The organism is Nostoc sp. (genome assembly GCF_036917355.1).
In the GTDB taxonomy this organism is placed as follows: domain Bacteria; phylum Cyanobacteriota; class Cyanobacteriia; order Cyanobacteriales; family Nostocaceae; genus Nostoc.
This window is the reverse complement of sequence record NZ_JBALDP010000072.1, coordinates 67,566-88,752: the sequence shown is the minus strand read 5'-3', so window position 1 is coordinate 88,752 and position 21,187 is coordinate 67,566. Positions and strand designations below refer to the sequence as shown.

The following is a 21,187-nucleotide window of genomic DNA, read 5'->3' as shown; positions in this document are numbered from 1 at the left end:
ATATGCTTAAATACTCAATTCGCTTGTTACTCCATTACTTGAAGTATAGAGAAATACCTGTATTTAGTTAATTCATCCCGCATTTATGCAACGCCATATACTCTAATTGAAAGCTTTGCCTATCTACATCAGGCGATCGCACTCATTCTAACCAAACTCACTTCATCTTAGCAAAATGTTCTAGTAGCATTCGGTGAACGAAGATATAACCGCCACCAACCTTTTGCAGAAAAATACGCTCACTGGCGTAGTCAAGCAGGCTAACTAAATTTAGAGGTATAAAACCCTTAGCCCAAAGGAGGAATCGTAAGCTATAGTGCTGGATGACAGCGATTCCACCTCCAAAGAACAGCCCTAAAATCAGCCCCCAAGTTATTATAGAGGTTTTCGATTTTAATCCTACAGGAAATAGATTAAGAATAATCAAACTTAAAACCAGCCAGCAAACTACTACTATAATTCCTGCGTTACGAGCCGATCTCCTTACGCCTTGATTGGGAATAGTTTTTGTTTCTATTTCTGAGCCTCTTACCGCATGGATTATTCCGATAATCAGCCCTAAGATTAATCCTAAAATTAGCCCTAAAATTATATTTCTCAAAGTAACTGCTTCTCGACAAGTTAGAACACACCATATTACACCAATTGGCGATAAAATAAGACTCCAACTTAATCCTATGATTAAGCCTTCAAGCAGGTCTTTTGGCGTTTTTTTCCAGGGCCATGTCAATGTTTCAAAAGTTTTTATTTCTGCTTTACCCCATCCGAAATTCGCAAATAAAACCAGGCCCCACGTTAATGTATTTATCGCTAATACGTTAAAATGATTAATACTGCGGTTATCTAAATCTAAGGCCATACCTAAAGACAAGATTAATCCGATAACCAAAGTTCCAGTCAAGATTGTTCCAAATCGATAAAATACATTTTCAATCTTGCTCTGTAACCAAGTTGGCTGTATTTGCTCAATTAAAAACATCGATTGAGATGTTTGAGACATTCGTTGTGCCAGCCAAGCTAGCCATTGTATTGTCTGGTTTTTGGGGTATTGTTGATTCACTTGCTTTCGCTTAAACATTCGCTCAATATAAGCATTAAACAAGTGTTGACGATGCACTTCTAACGAACCAGTTTGCGGTAGTTCTTCGACCTTCTTACCGTGATAAGCTAGGGTAACAATACTGAGCGTTAGCGGGGATTTCAAAAGTTCTTGGAGTGCAGTATCTTTCTCTAACAAAGTTTTGACTCCCTCTAATTGTTCGCTAGCATTCTCCAAATATTGGTTAACTTGCTCAGAAGTCAAAGAACGGATGTAGATCGCACCTCGCAATTGCAGACGATTAGAAAGAACTTCATAATCTGCAATACGACTACAGACTACCATCTCAGTTTGCCCATACTTTTGGGTAAATTGGTTGATAGCTTTGACACAAGCTTCCCGTTGATTTGCTTTTACCTCGTCTAAACCATCTAGCAGCAGTAGGAGTTGTTGATTTTTCACCCAATCCTTGCCAACTTTTCTGGGAACTTGGTATTTGCTCCAAAGCTCCTCTATTAGCCAGGTTTCAATGGTCGATCCTTTACTCCCCCATGAAGATAAATTAAATATAACTGGAATCAGACAGTCCGCATTTTCTTCAGCACGAGTAACCAAATTCTGTGCTAGCTTTAGCAGAGTTATTGTTTTACCTGCCCCTGGTTCTCCCAAAATCAACAGGGTTCGCCCCTCTCCTATTTGATTGAATACTTCTGTTGCGCCTGTTCCCGTGGGTAAAATTTGCCTGGATTCTGGCAGTTCATCTAACTCACCAAACGGACGATCCACAGCATCCAATCGCTTTTCTAGGCCAAGTTCAATCATTGCTTTGGTATGCAATGACTTTTCCAAGACTCCTTCGATCCAATATTCTTTAACTTTACTGAGTAAAACTTTTCTTTGACGATATTCAACCTGGGTTAAGGGAAGTTTTTTAGCTGATGCTTGTTTGCTAATCAACTCAGATACTTGCGAAATGAAATATTGATTAACGGTTCCATGATTTTCTTGGATAAACCCCTGAACATTACCCCCAGAAATATTGAGCATATTTTGAGCAGACATTTATCATATTCCCCCGATCAACTGAAGTTTTGATTTACTGTTCCAGAATTTTGCTGTACCAACCCCTGGACTGTACCTCCAGAAATCTGGATATTAAACTTGCCTTCGGCTGCTTCTTGAGGGTTTAATTGTTCCATTAGCTTTTGAGCTAGTTTAATAATTTCGTCATCTTTGTCAACTCCAGCCTCAACTAGTTCATCTTCTAAAAGAGGTTTTGTCTTTTCGGGCTTTTGTTCGTACTTATCCAAAAGAGTAGATGAATCTGATTTGTTTTGGCTCTCAAATTTACGCTTGATCAAAGCTTTTAACCCGTCATAAGCATCTTGAGCTACACCTCCAGCAGCTTTTGTTGCACCAGCTATCAATGCTGAAAGGATAAGGGACACAGGATCCATAACCTCATCTCCTCTATTGTGTAATTCTAAAAGCAAGCAAGTGAACTTAATTGGAAGGATTTGAATTAAAAAATCAAAATTTTTTTCATATATCATCAATACAGAGGTATTATACAGAATTTTTACGTAAAAATAACTCGTTGCGGCTAATTTTCAGCAACGCCTGTTCGTAAGTGAGCAAATTAGCCTCTCTAGGCACAATCTCGTTCTGGAGAGCGATCGCTCTCTTAAATGAGAGTAGTAGTTTGGGTTGAGCGAATCAAACTCTGGAAGCATGACAGTATACCAACCATATTGCTTATCTTTGTAGAATTGACATTGTGAAATGCATCTGTGCATTTATTCCATCAAAATTAAACGCAAAGGATCTAAACGCACATACCAAGGAAAAGGTTGGTCTTTCATTGTCACCCATTTTTCTTTGAAGACTTCAGCTTGCAGATGGTAATCTTGAGAATTCTTGCCAGCCGAGTGTAATTTAAGAAACAACGTCATTCGATGGGGCGTTTCACTGGTTCGTACTACCCAGCAGGGAAAGGTATTTTCCTGTGATGAGTCGTTGGTAAAAATAAACTGATGGGCACGAATACCGACGTGAGATAATTCGCTCTTGATTGGTTCAATTACTTGCACAGTACAACCCCAATCAATCGCCTCTACTTGTTGTGATGACTGGAGAACAGCACGGGAGAAGTTTTTACATCCGGTAAGTTGGGCGACACTAATGGTAGCAGGATGCTGGAAAATCTCATGTTTGCTACCATAATGAACGGCTTTACCATGCTCCAATACCAACAGATTTGGGCAAATCCGATAAGCTTCTTCCATATTATGGGTGACAAATAGAGTCACACCTTGGTAGTCAGCTAGAGTTTCAGTCATTTGCTGCTCTAATTGACTACGTAGATGGGTATCAAGTGCGGAAAATGGCTCATCCAAAAGTAATGCTTCCGGTTGACTTGCCAATGCTCTTGCTAAGGCTACCCGTTGTTGTTGTCCCCCTGAGAGTTGGTGCGGATAACGATCGCCTAATCCCTGCAACTGCATCGCTATTAGTTGCTCCTCTACCTGCACCCGAATACTCCCAGCAGATAGTTTTTTGGGCAAACCGAAAGCGATATTTTGCGCCACACTCATGTGCGGAAACAGAGCGTAATTCTGCACTAAAAAACCGATGCGGCGATCGCGACTGGGTAAATTAATTCCTTGCTCTGAGTCAAACAAAACTCTGTCATTTAAAACTATGCGCCCGGTTGTCGGCGTTTCTATCCCTGCAAGGCAGCGCAAAATCATGCTTTTACCTGCTCCAGAACCCCCTAACAATCCCAAGGGTTGCTCATCAGCAGTAAAAGCAACTTTTAAATCAAAGCTAGGAAGTATTTTTTCAATGTTGACAAACAATCCACCAGATTCAAAGCTAGATTGCGGAGTATAAAGATTTTCTCCCCCTGCCTCCCCTGCTCTCCTCGCTCCCTGCTCCCCGCTCCCCGCTCCCCTCCTCTTTCCCCTTAATTCTTGCCAGAAGTTGACTGCAATAATTCCAGAGAGAGAAATCACCATAATTGCGATCGCCCAAAACCAAGCCTCGTTCATTGCTCCCGCTTCCACTGCAAAATAAATCGCCATTGGGATTGTCTGCGTTTGTCCGGGAATGTTACCAGCTAGCATCAAAGTTGCGCCGAATTCCCCCAAAGCACGGGCAAAAGCTAACATTGTGGCGGCGACAATGCCGGGTACTGCTAGGGGTAAACTGATGCGCCAAAAGATTGTAGTTTCAGTTGCACCAAGAGTTCTAGCGACTCGCAGCAGATTACCATCTATTTGTTCAAAGGCTCCCAGTGCAGTTTTATACATTAAAGGGAAAGAAACTACTGTGGCTGCGATCGCAGCACCATACCAAGTAAAGACGATGCTGAAGTCAAAAGCCCCCATGAATTTCCCTACTGGGCCATTTTTGCCAAAAAATAGCAGCAACAAGAACCCGACAACTGTGGGCGGTAAAATCAGGGGTGCAATAAAGATACCCTCAATTAACGATTTACCTTTGCCACGATATCCCAGCATCCAGTAGGCAGCAGCGATACCCAAAAAGAAGGTGATAAATGTGGCAAGTAATGAAGTTTTGAGTGATATCCAAAGAGGCGATAAATCCAATGGCATAGTTGCGTAGGGAAGAATTAGCTCAACTAATCCCTAATTTACCAACTTTGGCTTTAATATGTTGGAAAAAGTTGGTAAATTACATCACAATCAATCAGGGAAATCCCAAAAACTATCCAAACTGTAAACAAAATTCGCGTTCAGTTAGGTATCAAATATCAGAATTCGCTACGGTTTGTTATCATTTGATACTCATCTTGAAACCAACTGGTAAAATTGTTGGAAATTACCGAAGTGTAAAAACCCTACTAAACACATCCTGTTCGCAGTATCTAATGCTACCGTCAACAGAAAGTGCATTCCCCTCCTACCAGCAATCAAAAAAAACCCCAAGACCTTTTCTTAGTATGCGGACTCAAAAGTTTAGGACAACATTGCGTTGCAATCCTCAAGGAATACGATGTTAAAGTCAGCGCCATAGAGGATGTACAGCCCGAACATTGGGAAGTCCCAGAAGTACCTAACTTACTAGAAAAGTTAATCGTAGGAGACTGCCGCCAGCCAAGTGTTTTAGAGCGCGCAGGTATATGTCAGTGTCGTTCAATACTTTTAGTAACCAGAAATGAGCGGATAAATATAGAAGCTGCCTTTGCAGCACGGCGTCTTAATCCGCACGTTCGCTTGATTGTACGTTCTGACAAACAAAATTTCAACAAACTCTTGTGGGAAAATCTCGGCAATTTTGTTGCCTTTGAACCTACTCATCTTTCCGCTCATGCCTTCGCTCTTACAGCCCTTGGTTCTGAAGCTATTGGATATTTCACCTTAGAAGGGCAACTGTTGCAAGTGATAAAGCACCAGGTACAAGCGAAGGATAGCTGGTGTAATGGCAAGCCAGTACATAGACTCAATCTTACAACTCGCCGCATCTTGAGTCATAGACCTGTTTCATTTAACCCAACCAAAGAATTGTTTGGCTGGAACCCAGAGGCAGAAGTGCAGGTAGGAGACACGCTAGTTTACATTGATGTGGCATACGATTTAGCTTTCTCTGAACAACGTCGGCAATCTCATAACCAAAAGTGGCAGTGGCAACAGTTTATCCAAAGCATCACAGCGAAAAATCTCAAGGATAAAATAGTGCAATTTTGGCAATCTTACTACCAAAGCCAAAATCAAATCCGGCGAATTGCGACAATCTATGCGATTACTGTACTCATCCTGTGGCTTGTTGGAATAGTTCTTTACCGCTTATATTATCCTGACATCAGCATCCAAGAAGCTTTCTATGCGACAGCAGTTTTGCTCTTGGGAGGATACGGAGATTTATTTGGCGGTGTTGAGTTTGCATCGCAATCAAAACCCTCAGACAATATCCCTTGGTGGTTGCGGTTTTTTAGCCTGGGAATGACGTTGACAGGTCAAGCTTTTGTGGGAGTATTATATGCACTGTTGACTGATGCTCTTGTCACTTCAAGATTCCATTTTTTCAATTCCCGTCCTCCCATACCACAACGCAACCATCTGATAATTATCGGCTTAAATCGCTTGGGACAGAAAGTAGCTGCTCTTTTGCAAGAACTCAACCAGCCGTTAGTAGGAATTCATCCTACCACTCTCGACCAAGAAACTTTACCTGATATGCCCCTTATCATTGGTAATGCTAGCGAAGCACTTACTAAGGCGAATCTCTCCCATGCCAAAAGCATCATTTTAGTTGGAGACGATAATATGGAAAATCTGGAAATTGGTTTGATGGCTCATGCAATGAACCCCACCACTACCTTGATTATCCGCTCTCAAGACCGCCAATTTAGTGATAATGTCGCCCCTTTATTCCCTTATGCTCAAGTTATATGTGGTGCGGCTTTGTCGGCAGAAGTCTTTGCTTGCGCTGCTTTTGGAGAAAATGTTCTGAGCTTGTTTCACTTGAATGAGCAAATAGTCATGGTGACGGAATACAAGATTGAAGATGGCGATACTTTGAATGGATTGCTTTTATCTGAAATAGCATCTGGCTACAGCGTTGTACCGATTCTCTACCAAAAATATCAGCAAGACAATTACTTTTTAATGCCCTGGTATGATGTTAAGCTTGATGCTGGCGATCGCTTGATTGTTTTAGCCACAAGTACTAGTTTACAGCGAATTGAATGGGGTGAAATGCTGCCTCGCCTTTGGCAGGTGCAGATTGAAAAAGCTCTAACTACAAATGCCATTATGTATGGTGCTGAAGAGATAGTTTTGATTACGGGATGTAGTTCCACTACCGCTAGGCAATGGATGAATAATTTGCCTAGAGTGTTGCCGATATCACTTTATAAACATCAAGCTCAACGTCTTGTGCGCGAGCTAACAAAAGTACAAGTTTTGGCAAATGTTATCTACATTGGGCAACCTTGAATCTTTTATAACTATAAGTCATATTATTTCCTGATAATGATTGGAGTTCATAGGTCTTTATTGTAAAAGTAAAAGCACAACAATGTTGTGCTTTTGTAAATTATTAGTATTCAATTCAATGTGACAAACAGATAGTTTCTTAATCAGTCCAGTTGAGTACTGTAGGCACTAAAACCGTAAGCCAAAGTTTCTTTTAAATTATCTGATGGCTTGAGACTTCTGTTGATAGCATTAGCAAACGGCACGGGAATCCCTTTGATAGTTTCTGGCAAAATTGCATATTCTGCTGTTGGTTCAACAATGTATTCTGGACACTTCGTTTTCATCCCAGCAGTAGCTAACATTTCTTCTATTTCAGCAGATGAATATTGCTTGAGATATACAGGATTTCTCACAAATGGGTTCAGCTTCCTGATGAAATTATGGATAATATGAGAAGGACAATACTTATTGTGAAAGGAATGATTAAAAACAAAAATTCCACCAGGTTTTAGCACACGAGAGATATCAGCCAACAAATTTCTTAATTGGGCATCTGGAATATGCATAAAAACGCAATTAGAAATTACCAAATCTATAGAATTATCTTCTAAAGGCAATGTTTCAGCAGAAGTGCAAATCAAGTTAAATTCAGCTTCTGGGAAAAAATTGTATTCTTGTTTAACTTTGATTAGCCGCCGCAATAAAGGTTCAGAAATATCAATACCGTAATATTTCTCGCATTTCAGATTTTTCGCTTTAGATAGATGTAAAGGTGCGCGGCCATAACCAGAACCAATTTCTAGAATAGAACCAACAGATTTATTCAACGGAAATTTGTTCCAAGTACCTCCAGGCGTACCAGTTAGTAGAGTGTAATCTTGTTTAATGGGCGATGTCGCTGCAATTTTTTCAATTTTTTGGGAACCATAGTATGTTTTACCAATTGCGTCCCATGTTTTTTTATGTTGAGTATTAGTTAATTGTTCATAGTCGCTAGGAAAATAAATTCCATCTCGTAATTCAAAGTCATTTAGACTGGATTTTACATTTGCTAATTGAGACATTATGATTATCCTCATCAATAGTGAAGTCTGTTTTCTGTTATACTCTTAACTCAGCATTAACCGCAAGTGATTTTTACTGAACGGCTTTCCCTAAGCCTTTTTTAAAGTTTATAACTATTTTAAATTCGATGGAATGTGCTAGCAAGGCGCCTATTGCATCCAAGTGAAAACCGCTATAATAACAACCCTTGCTCGATCAAAACACAAGTTCGTATACATTAGTTGATGGACTGCAACAATTGGAGGCTGCGATGGTAGGAGGGTTACAACAAAAACGGGTGGTAGTTGTAGGTGCTGGTTGGGCTGGTTTAGGAGCAACTTACCATTTGGCAAAACAAGGTTATGATGTAACGCTTCTCGAAGCAGGCCCCTATCCTGGTGGATTGGTGGCAGGTTGGCAAACATCTGCCGGCAAATCTGTTGAAGCTGGCATTCATGGCTTCTGGTATCCTTACAAAAATATTTTTTCCCTAATCAATCAATTAGAAATTAATCCTTTTACTACTTGGACTCGTTCTTCGCAATATTCGCCAGCAGGTTTAGAAGTTGAATCACCAATTTTTCAAGATTTACCGCGAGTACCTTCGCCACTGGGAACTTTTCTCTACACTCAGTTTAAGCGGCTGCCACTAATTGACCGTCTCAGCGCCCTGCCTTTACTCTATGCTGTCGTTGATTTTGACAATTCTGATGCAGCTTGGCGACGCTATGATTTTGTAACTGCCCGTGAATTGTTCAAAGACTTTAACGTTTCTGCGCGACTTTACCGCGAGGCTTTTGAACCAATGTTATTGGTGGGCTTATTTGCCCCTGGCGAACAATGTTCAGCCGCCGCAACTTTAGGGATGCTTTACTTTTTTATTCTGGCTCATCAACCAGATTTTGATGTAGTTTGGTGTCGGGGAACTGTCGGAGAAAAGATATTTCGTCCTTGGGTGGAACATATTGAAAAAGCTGGTGCGCGAGTGTTGCCGAAGCGTCGGGTTACAGACTTAATTGTTGATAGTAATCAAGTCAAGGGGGTGGTCTGCGGTGATGAGGTTTTTGATGCAGATGCCGTGATTTTTGCGGTTGGAATCACGGGAATGAAGAAAATTGTCTCAACTAGTCCTAGTTTACAAAGTCGTGAAGAATTCCGTAATTTGAGCAATTTAGGAGCAATTGATGTTTTAGCCACGCGACTATGGTTTGACCGCAAAATTGATATTCCTCGTCCTTCTAATGCTTGTTTTGGATTCGACGCAAGTACAGGTTGGACGTTTTTTGATTTGAATGCTCTACATGATGAATATCGGGATGAACCGGGAACAGTGATTGAAGCTGATTTTTATCACGCCAATCAGTTTCTCAATTTGAGCGATGAGGAGATTTTAGCAATAGTTCAAGGTTATTTAGCAACTTGTATACCAGCGTTTCGGCAGGCAAAGATAATTGATAGCAGTGTAATTCGGCTACATCAGGCGGTAACTCACTTTGCACCTGGTAGCTATCGTTATATGTTGCCCGCGAAGACAAGTTTTGAGAATGTGTTTATGAGTGGGGATTGGATTGTGAACCGTCATGGTTCCTGGTCGCAGGAAAAAGCTTATGTTACTGGTTTGGAGGCAGCGAATTTGGTGGTGTCTTATTTGGGAGAAGGTCAGCCATCTGAGATTTTAGCTGTAGAAGAGGATGAAGTGCATATCCAAGTAGCGCGATCGCTCAACCAAACTTTGCATGCCTTGAGCAAATCTATCCTACCTGACTTTTGGTTGCCTTAATCCGTAGGGACGCGAAGAGTTAATCAATAATTGTAATCTAAATTCGGTAAGCTAAAGAAAGCGATCGCGATACTATTTTTATAATGTAAATCAAATCACATAAACTTATGGAGCCAGACTCTTTACCAACTGAGGTGATTCTGACGCACCCGCGTGAGTCCCTCGGTAGAGTGCAACTTGATTGGACACCCCAACCCGGAAACTATCTTGATTTTGACGGTAAAACCTACGCGGTTTTAGAGCGCCGCCATAGATACAAACTTCAAGCTGGGCGCTACCGCTTGCATAATATTGCCATTTATGTACAGTCTGCTAAACGACCATCTGAAAAAAGTTTGGTTGCAGGACGTTGGGTAATCGGTGATGCCACCTGCTGCTACAATGCTCATTCAGAACTCATTCGCTGTGCAGTAAACCCAGATGGCCCTTGTGAATCTTGCCGCTTTTATGAAAAGTCAGGAGTTAGGAGTTAGGAGTTAGGAGTTTGAAGTTAAAAGTTATTCTCCCTCATCCCCCTCATCTCCCTCAACTACCCGCACCAAAAACTTCTCCCACAGTTAAGCGGGTACCATTCACAAAATCCCATCCCGACTGGGGACGTTTACCGGCTAGCTGAACTTCTCGCAACAGCAATAAACCTTCCCCGGTTTGGACGATCGCGCCAAGTCCTTTGACAATGCTCACTACAACTCCCGGTCGATCTGATACGTTTGACAAATCAGGCAATTTATGAATTAATTCTTGCAATTCTGGTGGGAGATCGCGATCGCTTACAGAACCAAGGGGAGCAGAAGCGGTGATTTTCAGCAGGTTGTCACGAAAGGTAGCCGTGCAGTTAGGGTAAAAGCCTCTGATTTGATTGTGTAATTGAATCGCGCTTTTTGACCAACCCAAAGCATAATCTTGTTTTTGAATCAGAGGTGCATAAGTAGCTTCCAAATTATCTTGGGGAATTGGTTGAATTTCTTTACGTTCCAACTTCAACAGAGTTTCCACCAACAAATCCCCACCGATTTCTGCTAGTCTGTCGGCTAAATCTTGGGCATTATCCAGTAATCCAATCGGTGTAGTGGCTATTTGGAGCATTGCGCCAGTATCCATCCCCACATCCATCAACATGGTAGTGATCCCCGTTTCCTTCTCACCGTTATACAAACACCATTGAATCGGTGCTGCACCGCGATATTTAGGTAAAATCGAGCCATGCACATTAATGCAAGCTAATTTTGGCATATTTAAGATTTTTGCCGATAAAATCTGTCCATAAGCGACAACAACAAACACATCTGCATCTAATTGTTTGAGTTTGCTTAAAGTTTCAGTGTCTTTTTTCACCCGTTCGGGTTGCCATACTGGTAAGTTGTGAGCAGTTGCGATCGCTTTTATGGGTGAAGGCGTAAGTTTATTTCCGCGTTCCCGGCGTTTATCTGGTTGGGTGACAACCGCCAGCACCTCAAATTCTGAATGATTCAATAATTTTTCCAAGGTGGGTACAGCAAACTGAGGTGTACCAAAAAATACAATTTTCATTAATAATTAGTAGTTTTTAGTTGTGAGTCATTAGTTCATCGTAAGTGCGCCCTTCATAACTGACAACATTAGACTTCTTGGCATTTGTCGGGGTAAAAGGTAAAGAAACTCAAAATCCTTTCCCTTTACCCTTTACCCTTTACCCTTTACCCTTTTCCCTAAGAGTGCAAAAATATATTTTTGCAACAGGTCTATTTAAGTTGCATGTTGAAACAGAATTCATTAAGCCAGCATCTAGCAGGTTCCTGTATTCCGGACGCAGTTACAAAATACAGTTGTTAGCTGTAAATAATATTGGCTGTTTGGTGGTACAATACTTTCGTATTCATGAAACCAAAGGCTGCTTGATTAACTTAATAGTTAAGTTGACAAGTGTAACAGCTAGTATTAGCCGCATCTGCCTCTAGTGAACCTAATCACTTAGTGGTTATTCGTTGCGATTCGCTAGAGCATCTACCGAGTTAGTTTTGTTGTGTTCCCGATTGTCTTCCCGAAATTAACTTTAAATGTAGTTAAATTCCCGAAAAACTATTGCGTCTTATAACTACTTCTGTAGTTTAGATAGCAATTTATAACTTTGGGTTGCTGATAGCAATATCTTCTGAGTATGATGTATTATGCGTCCGTTTTCCCAGGTTTTTAATTAACGCCTCACGTTTACCATCATGAGGGTTTGCGCTGTTATATTTAGTGTGTAACCTAGCTTATTTGCTGTGTACTAGCGATCGCCAGTACGATCCCCGATAGCTGAGTTATCTAACTCTTGTTCGCCAGCGTCATTCCACAAACTATATCCTAAATATTCCTTAACCAAGACTTATTTTTGGTGTGTTTGGGTATAGGGACATTATATATGTGTAGTAATTACTGAGTTCTCAGCATATTTACTATACTCGCATATTTTTGCCAAAAAATATTCCGTACCTAAGTCAGAAAAGGTGTAGACAATGATACTTAATTTTTGTAAAACTCTGCAAACTTTGAAGATATTATTTCGTCATTACTTTTAGTTTCCTGTTATACATATAACTACCGCCTGCCCCATTGCTGTTGATGTATTGCTTCTCACATAGCAATTGCCCCCTCTAGAGAGTCTACAAATGCTTAAACCCCTTTTGCTGTCAGGATGGTTCCGCACACAACCATTTCTCAATTACGTTGTCGTTGCGATCCTAATTGCACCTTTATTAGGAGCATCGGCTCACACGATCCCAGTAAGATCCGAAGTACATAAACTAACTTCGATGGCTGGAGAATCTGACTCTGTATCAAAGGAAATAGCTGTAGTTGGGGAACCTGAGATAGCTGAAACATTAAAAACAGATCAAATCGAATCGATAACAGAAGAATTTGACTCTGTACCAACACAAAGTACTGCTGTTCAGGAACCGCAAGTATTACCAGCAAATAAAATTGAGTCTTCAACTGAAGTAGATAATTATCTCTCAAGCAGCGATTTAGATGTAAGTGATGTAACTGTTCCCGATTCTTTGGCAGCAGTTGAACTCGCACCATCAACAGATGTTCCTGTTAGTCAACTTAATTTAATACGCAAACTTAAAGCTGCTAATGTCAAATCTTTGAGAGGACAAGAAAATTATCTCTCTAGAGAAAAGTCTTTTACTGAATCATTGACAGCAACTCAAGTAGCACCAGCTATTAGAGAATCTCAATCAACCACAACGACCGAAATACCTGTTGTGGAAACAGCTAATGAGTCCCAAGCAGAACAAATAGATCCCATTGGTAGTCCTCATCCGATTCCTTGGAAATGGATTACAGCAACTCAAGAAGCTGTTGCTGCTAATGGTGGTTCTGGAGTGCGTCACTATCGCAGCGTACCTGTGATTTCTCCAGATGGTAAATATGCTGTTTATAGCCGAGTGCAACTGGAGGTAAAACCCCAAATGTACAACAGCCGTGTCACCAGCGTGATGTTTGTCCAAGATATGCACACTAAGAAATTGTGGGTGATGGCTTCAACTACTCCAGTTAGCGATCCTTTATTAAAGGTAAAGGCTGTAAAGGGGGAATCGTCAGAAGAAACCGATCCGAGTGGAAAGATTGGGGTATTAGTTCCAGTTAGCTGGTCAGAAAAAGGCGATCGCTTCCTAGCACGCAAGTTTGAAGGTATCTTTAACACAGGTGATTCTACAGATAGTGCAGTGATTTGGGATCGGCAAAAAAATCACGCTAACACAGTCACTCCTGTTAGTGAGGAAGAACATGAAAAAATTGCCGTATTGTTAGGTTGGAGTAAAAGCCAACCAGAGCATGTGTTATTCCGTGCAGGGGAATTGGGCGAGGAAAACTGGCCATTAATGCAAGTTGCTAATGATGGCAAGACTATCACTACAACAGACAACGATCGGGCGATTACTTTTGGTAAAAAGGTGACAGAAATTTGGGCAGGGCCACAAGTTGCCTACCGATAGATTATAAAAAACCCTACATACTCCCGTTGTCGTCACTGCTGACAACGGGATTTTTTTATCCCTGTTTTCGGAGAGTGACAGAGGTTGGATATCTTCAATTTTTACTGTTTTGGTGAGACAAATTTATATTTTCAATCAGCAATATAATATCCTGCCAAACCATCTATAAAAAGCAGTTTGTAGTGGCGACTTTAGTCCTCAAAGCCAGGATTAAAGTTCTGACTACGAACGAACAATTTAACTACATCATAAATAAAAATACTTAAAATTCAAGCTAGAGAGGCTTATCACCTCTTTCCCACTCAGGTATAGCACCCTTCACTCGCCGGATGGGCAAGTTGGCAATTAAAGCTGTGGTACGTTGGTTGCTTTCTAAGGAGAACTCCAAGCCCTCTGTCTCAATTTCTACATAGCGACAGACTACATCTAGGATTTCCTTCCGCATTTTTTCCAACGTTTGAGGATCTAAGTCAGCGCGATCGTGAGCAATCACCAATTGCAGGCGACGTTTAACTTGAGTTCGACTGCTATCAGGGCCGCGAAAAAAAAGTTTTTCTAGGAGTTCAATCATTACGAATAGGTCTGGGGCGGAGACTGGAAAGGTAAGTTAAACAATCTTTGTCCTGAACAACCTTCGTATACGGGCGAAGATGCTGTCTTGGGACGAGTCGATCTCCAGAAATTCGACACTTTCCCCTTCTAATCTACGAGCAATGTTCTCAAAGGCTGTAGCAGCTAAAGATGGATTTTCCGCTAACACTAAGGGTTCGCCGCGATTGGTAGATACAATAACACGCTCGTCGTCAGGGATTACCCCGATCAGGGGAATGGCGAGAAGTTCCTGAACATCTTGCACTGACATCATATCATTTGCCTGCACCATTGAGGGTCTGATGCGGTTAATTATTAAATGAACACGCTTGATACCTTGTGCTTCTAGTAACCCTACTACCCGATCGGCATCGCGAACTGAGGAAATTTCTGGTGTGCTGACAACTAGCGCTTCTTTGGCCGGGCCGATCGCATTTTTAAACCCATTTTCAATACCGGCAGGGCTATCGATAATCACATACTGATATTTTTGCGCTAGTGCATTCACCAATAACTTCATCTGTTCGGGTGTGACTGCATCTTTAGAGCGATTTTGGGCTGCCGGCAGGAGTACGAGATTGGGTTGGCGCTTATCTTTCACCAAGGCTTGTTCTAACCGGCACTCTCTGGCTAAGACTTCTACCGCAGTATAAACGATGCGGTTTTCCAGCCCTAAGAGCAAATCCAAATTTCTCAAACCAAAATCCGCATCAACCAAAGCAACTTGACGCCCCATTTTGGCTAAAGCCATACCCAAATTTGCTGAAACTGTGGTTTTACCCACTCCTCCTTTACCGGAGGTAATCACAATAATGCGAGTCATGATAGAAATGCGGTCAATGAGGGTTCAGGAAATATAAAACAGTAAATTGCAGTATAAAGTATGAAGTATCGTATCAAGTATGAAGAAATATCTGTTCTCCCTGATGAGGGCGAGGCATGAATATTTGTCTTATTTCATCCTTACCTATATACTTCATTCTTTAAGTAAATATTTATGGCTCTTGATTACTCTTGGTAAATTGGTTTCTGGAAAAATCAGTAGCTCTAGCGATACGAATTCCTTGGGGCGTAATATGTGCCACCTCTGGAGAAAACTGTATTGGCGGTTTTTCTGGTGCTCTCGCTACAGCATCTGCGATCCGCAGTTGGGTTGGTTCCATTTGCAAGGCCATAATCAGACACTCACTATTGCCTCCAGCCCCAGCATGAGCAATTCCACGCAAACGACCCCAGATAATAATATCTCCATCTGCAATTACAATACCACCTGGGTTTAAATCTCCCAAGAGAATTACTGTCCCAGGATGACGAATTTCTACTCCAGAGCGGACTGTCATTTCTAAATAGAGGGCATCTTCTTGGGGGATCGCTGTAGCTGTTGGCTCGGTACTCAGGGAAGTTACGGGCTGTAATTGTTCTACTGAATACCCAGAAGTTACAGCAGCGATCGCAGTTTGCCGCCGACTCGTCGAGACAGATATCAGCCGGAGTTGGACTTCACTCAAAGCCTCGGCGAGTTCTTGGAGTTGTCTGGTATCTACCAAACGGTCTTGTGCCATTAAATGCACAGGTGTATTAGATACCCGGAAGCGATCGCCTGCACTCAGACGTTGCCTGATTTGTTGCCAAATATCAGACCAAGTAAGCTCTGAGGCAGATACTTGAGATTCTGAGGGCAAAATTAATAACAGTCGTCCCTCCTTACTTTTTAACTGGACTTGAGTATTATCATTTACGCGATGCCCTGGTAATGCTAACTCATCAGGATTTAAATCAGTTAGGATAAAATCCGATCCGGCATCAGTATTAGTTGACTCTACATCTGGATCAGCAGGATTTGACTCTACATCTCCAAGAACAGTATTTGATTTTAAATAAAGGAGAACAGATTTTAACTCAGCATCCGGGAGGATAGAATCTGACTCTACATCAGAAACAGTACGATTTGCCTCTACCTCAGAAAGGATAGAGTTTGATTCTGCATTAGGAAGTGCAGAATTTGACTTTAGATTGGGAATCGCAGAATCAGAAGTCATATAGTACTAGCCAAAAGACAACAGATTTTCAATTTTGGGTCGCACCTTTGGTGCGCTGACAGCGCAACTTGGATTTTGGATTTGTGTCACTTACAAGGGATGTTGGCCTAGCGGGATATTAGTCCGACATTAACCAAAAGACTCTTTAATCTCAAATCTTTCGACTGAGCGTAGCCGTACCCCTCTGGGGAAGCAAGCTACGCGTAGCGTTCCGCAGGAGAAAGTCTAAAATCTCAAATTGGCACCGTCAACCTCTGATAAACTGTCCCCAAGGCATCAGCATCGCCGACATTACCTGGAAACAGCACCACAGGCAAATCAGGAAACTGGGGATGATCGGATGACGTTAACACCATTGAACAACCAGCTAAAATTTGACCGAGTAAACGGGCTGAAGTTAAAGCTAGTCCAGTACTCAAGACATCGTTTGAAGTAATGCCACCCTTGCTGATTAAGAATCCTATATCAGATGGTAAACCGCGCACAATATCCATCAATAAACCTGAAACTTTTTCTCCAAACTCCAATCGTGTCTTGACATCTTGAAAATTTAGTTCCTGACGGCTAGTATAAACTACTGGTGTTTTGCCATCCTTGTGTGCCGCCCGTGTACTTTCTTGGATTTCAGTTAGTAATGTCGCAGATTGATTTGCATCATCAAGTAATCGCTCTACATTTACTTCGATGCCTACAGTTCCTTCTAGTTGCAACAGCGCCTCTAATTGCTGGGTAGTCTTTTTTACATGGGAACCAACAATCACCGCACCTGGTTTGCCTTGGCGCACATACTGCCCCATGTTTTCGGCGGCAATGGGTTGGGGAGGTAAAGCAGCTAAAGCCGTTAAAATACTTGCTGCACTGCGAAATAGAAAGCGTTTCCCTTGACTGGCGGCTGCTAATATATCCACTGCAAAGCGGTTGAGATCGGCTTGAGTTTCACCATCGACGACAGCGCACTGATTACCATGAAGTTGTAACAATCGTTCCAAACTACCAGTGCGAATATCAGCTAGGACAAACCTTTCTACAGCTTCGGCACTAATTCGTCCTTGAGTCTTTTCTTCGACGTACTTGGGTAAGTAACTGTGATGGTAGCTGAAGACGGAATCACGGGCAAATTCGGTTTCATGGACTGGGGTGGTTATACCGTCAATCATCAAGTAATGCACGCTGTCACGGGTGATGCGTCCGCCTTCAAAAAATGCTGGTACGAGAAAATGAGCATCAAAGGGGCCAAGTTCTTGTGCGATCGCATCTGTTTCAATGGGATAATGTCCCCGCAAAGTAGAATCAGAACGGCTGACAATCAGAAAATCGTCAATTTCTTCAGCCTTCAAAGCGATTTTCAGGTTCTGGCAAACTTGTTTGATGACAGATGCAGCTGACTCTGGCGTTAGCGCTCTAGTGTTAGTCAGCACAAAGAAAATCGGCGAATCATCCTGCAACCCACGGCGTAAAGTCTCCACATCCCAGTGCATTAGCAGCAAGCAGCTGTGGACTGTTTGAGAACCTGTAGGGTCATCATCCAGGACAATTATTTTGGGTTTGTTGCTCATTTAAGTCAACGGGGCGATTGTTTTCTAGGAAAGTATTGGGTGACTAGAAGTCACTACTACATGAGTAAAGTCCACCTCCGTGAACTAATCCAAAATCAAGGGTTTTCTAACCTGTGGAGGCAGGTAAATGCTCGTGGAACCGCTTTTACAAACATTCTCTTAGCCTTTCTGCAATTTTCTGATTTCTGCTTGCACATCGATCGCAATTTGCAATGATTGATTTAGCAGTTGAGCATATTCGCCTGCTTGACTACTAACTTGTAAAGCTCGCAGACTCGATAAATTATTCACAAATAACTCTTGGTTATTAGCAAGCAATTTTTTATTATCTCGCAAAATTCGTTCCGTTTTCAGAGCGCGGACTAAATCTTCTCTAATTAGTTGTAGGGCGGCGGTGACTTTATCTCGGTCATGGATACTGCTTTCTACATTTCCTGATGCTGCCAATTGGTCATTAATATCGATGGCAGCAACTAGGTCATGATATTTATCAACTTCATCTAAAAGTATTGTCAGTCCTTCAGGACAGGTTAATTGTCGCCACAGCCATCGCCCCACTAATATCGGCATTGGCACTAAAATTAGTAAAAGAATTCCTAGTCGAATTGAAGAACCAATAGTTGGCAGAATAATAAACGCGTAAACAAAGCCCACAATTATTGGCGTTAGCGCCAACGTCACCAGCATTTCACTGATAAAAAACCCTAATCGCTTTTTGCTATCTCGCAAAACCGAGGGACGAAAAACGTCTTCTGGATCGAACCCAGTCAAACGTCTCAGTTCCCCCTTACTAATTTCCAAGCCTATTAAGTCCGGCTGCACGTCTGCATACTCCTATGGAAACCCAAGTTGCGTATTCATTTTAATCGGGTTTACCGTGATGATTGTGGTTATATTCAGGAAACCAGTTTTCATCTAAGATTTGTTCTAAAGAGCCAATGGGTATAGTAGGAAATATGTCAATGGCAAGTTGAGAGCGATCGCTTGCTTCTGCTCTTGCATCTTGATAACATTCATCAAATATTTCTAAAATGTAAGGTTTTAAGCTAGGACTATCTTTAAGAGCTTTTTTAATCTCTCTACGAAAAGTCCTAATTTCTCCTTTCCAATGTCCTTGATTACGTTCGCGTTCCTTATCCCAACACTTGAGTTTTAGTAGATGTTCAAGAAGCTTAATTAAGAAACTTTCAATTGTTCGCTTCTCCCTTCTACCCATAGTTTCTAATTCTTCTAACAAATTATCTAAATCAACAGCAGAAAACTGCCCAGCACGAAGTTGGTTTATAGTTGTCCTCAGCCACAGATAATAATCTTCGTCGTATAAGGTTTGAGTTGCTGATTGGATTATTGGTTTTACCATAGACTAGCCGAACTCCTACTATTTTTTTAATTTAGCTAGATCGACTTAGGGTAAATGCCAACTCAGTGTGACTTGCACTTGTCCATCAGGTAAAGCTGACATTTCCCATGCACCATCTGGAAGTTCAGAGGCGATCGCATCCATCATCTTACTGCCATAGCCACCTTTTGGACGTTCACAAGCGGTAGGTTTGATAATTGAGGCATCATTGGCGATCGCTAAAATACATCTGACTCCCTGTTCCTCTAAACTAATACAAACTTGGGTAGCAGTACCGTGGCGTGGTTGGGCGTGTTGGATCGCATCATTCAGTGCTTCGCGGAAAAAGCGATAAGTTTCCTCTCGCTGTTCAATCCAAACACTGTTTAATTCTGGTTTTTGGAGAGGCTGAAGTTCTGTAATCACCGTTAGCGTTAACTTTCCAGAATTGACTAAATCTTGCAGTGTCGCCCTAATTCCGACATCTAATCCTTGTCGTAATGCTGGAGTCACCTCCATTTTCTCCGCTACACCACGAATGTTATGCAATTTATCCCTAATTTCCTGCCCTAAAGTTGCCAACCTGTCTAAAATTGAATCCACATCTAAATGAGATTCCAATTCAATTTTGTCCATCACCAGCTTCAAATCTTGCAAAGCCCCATCATGGATATCAGAAGCAGTGCGATGGAGAATTTTACGTGTGCGGGAAAGAATCACTTCTTGTTCAGCCGCCTTGAGTTGGCTAATGTGATAATTTTGGAGAATAATAACCTCTTTTTGTCGTACCCAAATGAAATAGATAAAAACAGATATCCCTGTTGCTGTCCACACCAACAGAGGTAGAATAATTGATAATATCCACTTACATTTAAAGAGAATTAAACATAGTTCAAAATAACCGTCAAATGGATTGGAACAAAGATCATAGAAGTCGATAATAATTTAAATAATGCACCAATTTAATACTAAACCCAAATACTGAAGCACTCTTGCAAAAACTACTTTTCCAAAATTCGCATAACGTGACGATCGGAATGTCTCACCAAAAAAAACCTTTTTAAACCCCAATATCTGCTCAGGAATCGCCACAACACCAGGACAAACAAACGCACTTTTAATAATTGGATGTAAATATTACTTCAATTCTTACAGATAGGGTTTGAAAAACTAGGCGATCGCCCTCTTGAGATCATGAGAGAGCGATGTCTACGACGGGCTACATCTACGCACCTAGTTTTGTTACCCTTCTGGCAATTTAGCAAACGCCTGCTCAACTAACTCCTTTGACTTAGCATCCAAACGCAGCCAATCCACTTCACCGAATTCATCGATTAAACTAGTATCAATATCAGCAACTTCCTTCTGTGGTGTGTATTCAAAAAAACACACTTCATAACACAGTTCCCACAAATCGATACTCGCTTCTTGCTGTTGACGCTGCAAACGTAGATGATATCCTGGATGGGGCATCGGCAGACGAGTTAGAGTTCCTCTAATTTCATCTGCTTCTTGGGGTGTTGCAGTTTCCATTGCTTGCAATAGTTCAGTCACCAATGCTTTGATTTCATCAGTGGTGCTAGGCGGCCAAATCAGGACATCGTGGTAAGTTCCTGTCCAGGAAGATTCATCAAGCTGCTTGCGGATATTATCGATAACGCGAATGAAAGCAGGTTGCATGAGGATTTCAGCCTGCTGCCATGCAACTGGATTTGTTATTTTAGGTGGCATTGGTAATAAACAGGGGCACTAAAAGAAAAATAAACAGTCTGCGTTTATTAAAAAGCTGCGTTTTTAATCTAAATCTTTTCTCAAGATAGCGGATTTCATTGAAGAAAATTTGGAGATATTTATTACCAGCTGGAAAATTAGGTAATAACTCTGGGGAGGGA

17 protein-coding genes are annotated in these 21,187 nt (G+C 41.6%); 4 read left to right on the top strand and 13 right to left on the bottom strand.

Features of this window, described 5'->3' with window-relative positions; translation table 11 throughout:
- Positions 1 to 157: 157 nt before the first annotated feature.
- The 3 genes from V7K53_RS23970 to modB all read right to left on the bottom strand — a co-directional run bounded on the left by V7K53_RS23970 (position 158) and on the right by modB (position 4,656).
- Positions 158 to 2,101, bottom strand: a complete 1,944-nt coding sequence (locus tag V7K53_RS23970) for an NACHT domain-containing protein (protein ID WP_335200048.1) — start codon at positions 2,099 to 2,101, stop codon at positions 158 to 160.
- Between the two features lie 17 nt (positions 2,102 to 2,118).
- Positions 2,119 to 2,496, bottom strand: a complete 378-nt coding sequence (locus V7K53_RS23965; RefSeq protein WP_335200047.1) for a hypothetical protein — start codon at positions 2,494 to 2,496, stop codon at positions 2,119 to 2,121.
- Between the two features lie 339 nt (positions 2,497 to 2,835).
- Positions 2,836 to 4,656, bottom strand: a complete 1,821-nt coding sequence (gene modB / locus V7K53_RS23960; protein WP_335200046.1) for a molybdate ABC transporter permease subunit — start codon at positions 4,654 to 4,656, stop codon at positions 2,836 to 2,838.
- A 294-nt stretch (positions 4,657 to 4,950) separates the two neighbouring features.
- On the opposite strand from modB, the gene V7K53_RS23955 reads away from it, so the two are divergent.
- On the top strand, positions 4,951 to 6,999 hold the full coding sequence (locus V7K53_RS23955) for a potassium channel family protein (protein ID WP_335200045.1): 2,049 nt from the start codon (positions 4,951 to 4,953) through the stop codon (positions 6,997 to 6,999).
- Between the two features lie 143 nt (positions 7,000 to 7,142).
- Here V7K53_RS23955 and V7K53_RS23950 read toward each other — a convergent pair whose 3' ends face one another.
- A complete protein-coding gene (locus tag V7K53_RS23950; protein WP_335200044.1) occupies positions 7,143 to 8,045 on the bottom strand; it encodes a class I SAM-dependent methyltransferase in 903 nt (300 codons plus the stop codon).
- A gap of 251 nt (positions 8,046 to 8,296) precedes the next feature.
- Here V7K53_RS23950 and V7K53_RS23945 point away from each other — a divergent pair, with 251 nt between their 5' ends.
- Complete coding sequence (locus V7K53_RS23945) at positions 8,297 to 9,805, top strand: hydroxysqualene dehydroxylase (RefSeq protein ID WP_335200051.1); 1,509 nt, start codon at positions 8,297 to 8,299, stop codon at positions 9,803 to 9,805.
- 107 nt (positions 9,806 to 9,912) lie between these two features.
- The gene (locus V7K53_RS23940; protein WP_335200043.1) at positions 9,913 to 10,278 is read left to right on the top strand and encodes a DUF6464 family protein; all 366 of its coding nucleotides are present in this window, start codon (positions 9,913 to 9,915) and stop codon (positions 10,276 to 10,278) included.
- Between the two features lie 52 nt (positions 10,279 to 10,330).
- Here the strand turns inward: V7K53_RS23940 and fmt are convergent, their stop codons facing one another.
- Positions 10,331 to 11,335 (bottom strand): methionyl-tRNA formyltransferase, encoded by a 1,005-nt coding sequence (fmt, locus tag V7K53_RS23935; RefSeq protein WP_335200042.1) that lies wholly within the window; start codon positions 11,333 to 11,335, stop codon positions 10,331 to 10,333.
- Between the two features lie 1,100 nt (positions 11,336 to 12,435).
- Here fmt and V7K53_RS23930 point away from each other — a divergent pair.
- The gene (locus tag V7K53_RS23930) at positions 12,436 to 13,770 is read left to right on the top strand and encodes a hypothetical protein (protein ID WP_335200041.1); all 1,335 of its coding nucleotides are present in this window, start codon (positions 12,436 to 12,438) and stop codon (positions 13,768 to 13,770) included.
- 274 nt (positions 13,771 to 14,044) lie between these two features.
- Here the strand turns inward: V7K53_RS23930 and minE are convergent, their stop codons facing one another.
- The 8 genes from minE to V7K53_RS23890 all read right to left on the bottom strand — a co-directional run bounded on the left by minE (position 14,045) and on the right by V7K53_RS23890 (position 21,026).
- Entirely contained in the window at positions 14,045 to 14,341 is a 297-nt protein-coding gene (gene minE / locus V7K53_RS23925; RefSeq protein ID WP_094350996.1) for a cell division topological specificity factor MinE, read from the bottom strand.
- 36 nt (positions 14,342 to 14,377) lie between these two features.
- Positions 14,378 to 15,184, bottom strand: coding sequence for a septum site-determining protein MinD (gene minD, locus V7K53_RS23920; protein ID WP_104908781.1), 807 nt, complete (start codon positions 15,182 to 15,184; stop codon positions 14,378 to 14,380).
- Between the two features lie 172 nt (positions 15,185 to 15,356).
- Positions 15,357 to 16,400 carry a septum site-determining protein MinC gene (gene minC, locus V7K53_RS23915; protein ID WP_335200040.1) on the bottom strand — a complete coding sequence of 348 codons (1,044 nt, stop codon included), beginning with the start codon at positions 16,398 to 16,400 and terminating at the stop codon, positions 15,357 to 15,359.
- 233 nt (positions 16,401 to 16,633) lie between these two features.
- Positions 16,634 to 17,956, bottom strand: coding sequence for a four-carbon acid sugar kinase family protein (locus V7K53_RS23910; protein WP_335200039.1), 1,323 nt, complete (start codon positions 17,954 to 17,956; stop codon positions 16,634 to 16,636).
- Between the two features lie 159 nt (positions 17,957 to 18,115).
- Positions 18,116 to 18,778, bottom strand: coding sequence for a hypothetical protein (locus V7K53_RS23905; protein WP_335200038.1), 663 nt, complete (start codon positions 18,776 to 18,778; stop codon positions 18,116 to 18,118).
- A 40-nt stretch (positions 18,779 to 18,818) separates the two neighbouring features.
- Positions 18,819 to 19,316, bottom strand: coding sequence for a DUF29 domain-containing protein (locus V7K53_RS23900; protein WP_335200037.1), 498 nt, complete (start codon positions 19,314 to 19,316; stop codon positions 18,819 to 18,821).
- A 45-nt stretch (positions 19,317 to 19,361) separates the two neighbouring features.
- Positions 19,362 to 20,132, bottom strand: coding sequence for a sensor histidine kinase (locus V7K53_RS23895; protein ID WP_335200036.1), 771 nt, complete (start codon positions 20,130 to 20,132; stop codon positions 19,362 to 19,364).
- Positions 20,133 to 20,537: 405 nt separating this feature from the next.
- Entirely contained in the window at positions 20,538 to 21,026 is a 489-nt protein-coding gene (locus V7K53_RS23890) for a hypothetical protein (protein ID WP_335200035.1), read from the bottom strand.
- Between the last annotated feature and the right edge of the window lie 161 nt (positions 21,027 to 21,187).

Bases quoted from the DNA above. Each gene is read 5' to 3' on its own strand.
- V7K53_RS23970 (WP_335200048.1), bottom strand. From the start codon at position 2,101: ATGTCTGCTCAAAATATGCTCAATATTTCTGGGGGTAATGTTCAGGGG.
- V7K53_RS23965 (WP_335200047.1), bottom strand. From the start codon at position 2,496: ATGGATCCTGTGTCCCTTATCCTTTCAGCATTGATAGCTGGTGCAACA.
- modB (WP_335200046.1), bottom strand. From the start codon at position 4,656: ATGCCATTGGATTTATCGCCTCTTTGGATATCACTCAAAACTTCATTA.
- V7K53_RS23950 (WP_335200044.1), bottom strand. From the start codon at position 8,045: ATGTCTCAATTAGCAAATGTAAAATCCAGTCTAAATGACTTTGAATTA.
- V7K53_RS23945 (WP_335200051.1), top strand. From the start codon at position 8,297: ATGGTAGGAGGGTTACAACAAAAACGGGTGGTAGTTGTAGGTGCTGGT.
- V7K53_RS23940 (WP_335200043.1), top strand. From the start codon at position 9,913: ATGGAGCCAGACTCTTTACCAACTGAGGTGATTCTGACGCACCCGCGT.
- fmt (WP_335200042.1), bottom strand. From the start codon at position 11,335: ATGAAAATTGTATTTTTTGGTACACCTCAGTTTGCTGTACCCACCTTG.
- V7K53_RS23930 (WP_335200041.1), top strand. From the start codon at position 12,436: ATGCTTAAACCCCTTTTGCTGTCAGGATGGTTCCGCACACAACCATTT.
- minE (WP_094350996.1), bottom strand. From the start codon at position 14,341: ATGATTGAACTCCTAGAAAAACTTTTTTTTCGCGGCCCTGATAGCAGT.
- minD (WP_104908781.1), bottom strand. From the start codon at position 15,184: ATGACTCGCATTATTGTGATTACCTCCGGTAAAGGAGGAGTGGGTAAA.
- minC (WP_335200040.1), bottom strand. From the start codon at position 16,400: ATGACTTCTGATTCTGCGATTCCCAATCTAAAGTCAAATTCTGCACTT.
- V7K53_RS23910 (WP_335200039.1), bottom strand. From the start codon at position 17,956: ATGAGCAACAAACCCAAAATAATTGTCCTGGATGATGACCCTACAGGT.
- V7K53_RS23900 (WP_335200037.1), bottom strand. From the start codon at position 19,316: ATGGTAAAACCAATAATCCAATCAGCAACTCAAACCTTATACGACGAA.
- V7K53_RS23890 (WP_335200035.1), bottom strand. From the start codon at position 21,026: ATGCCACCTAAAATAACAAATCCAGTTGCATGGCAGCAGGCTGAAATC.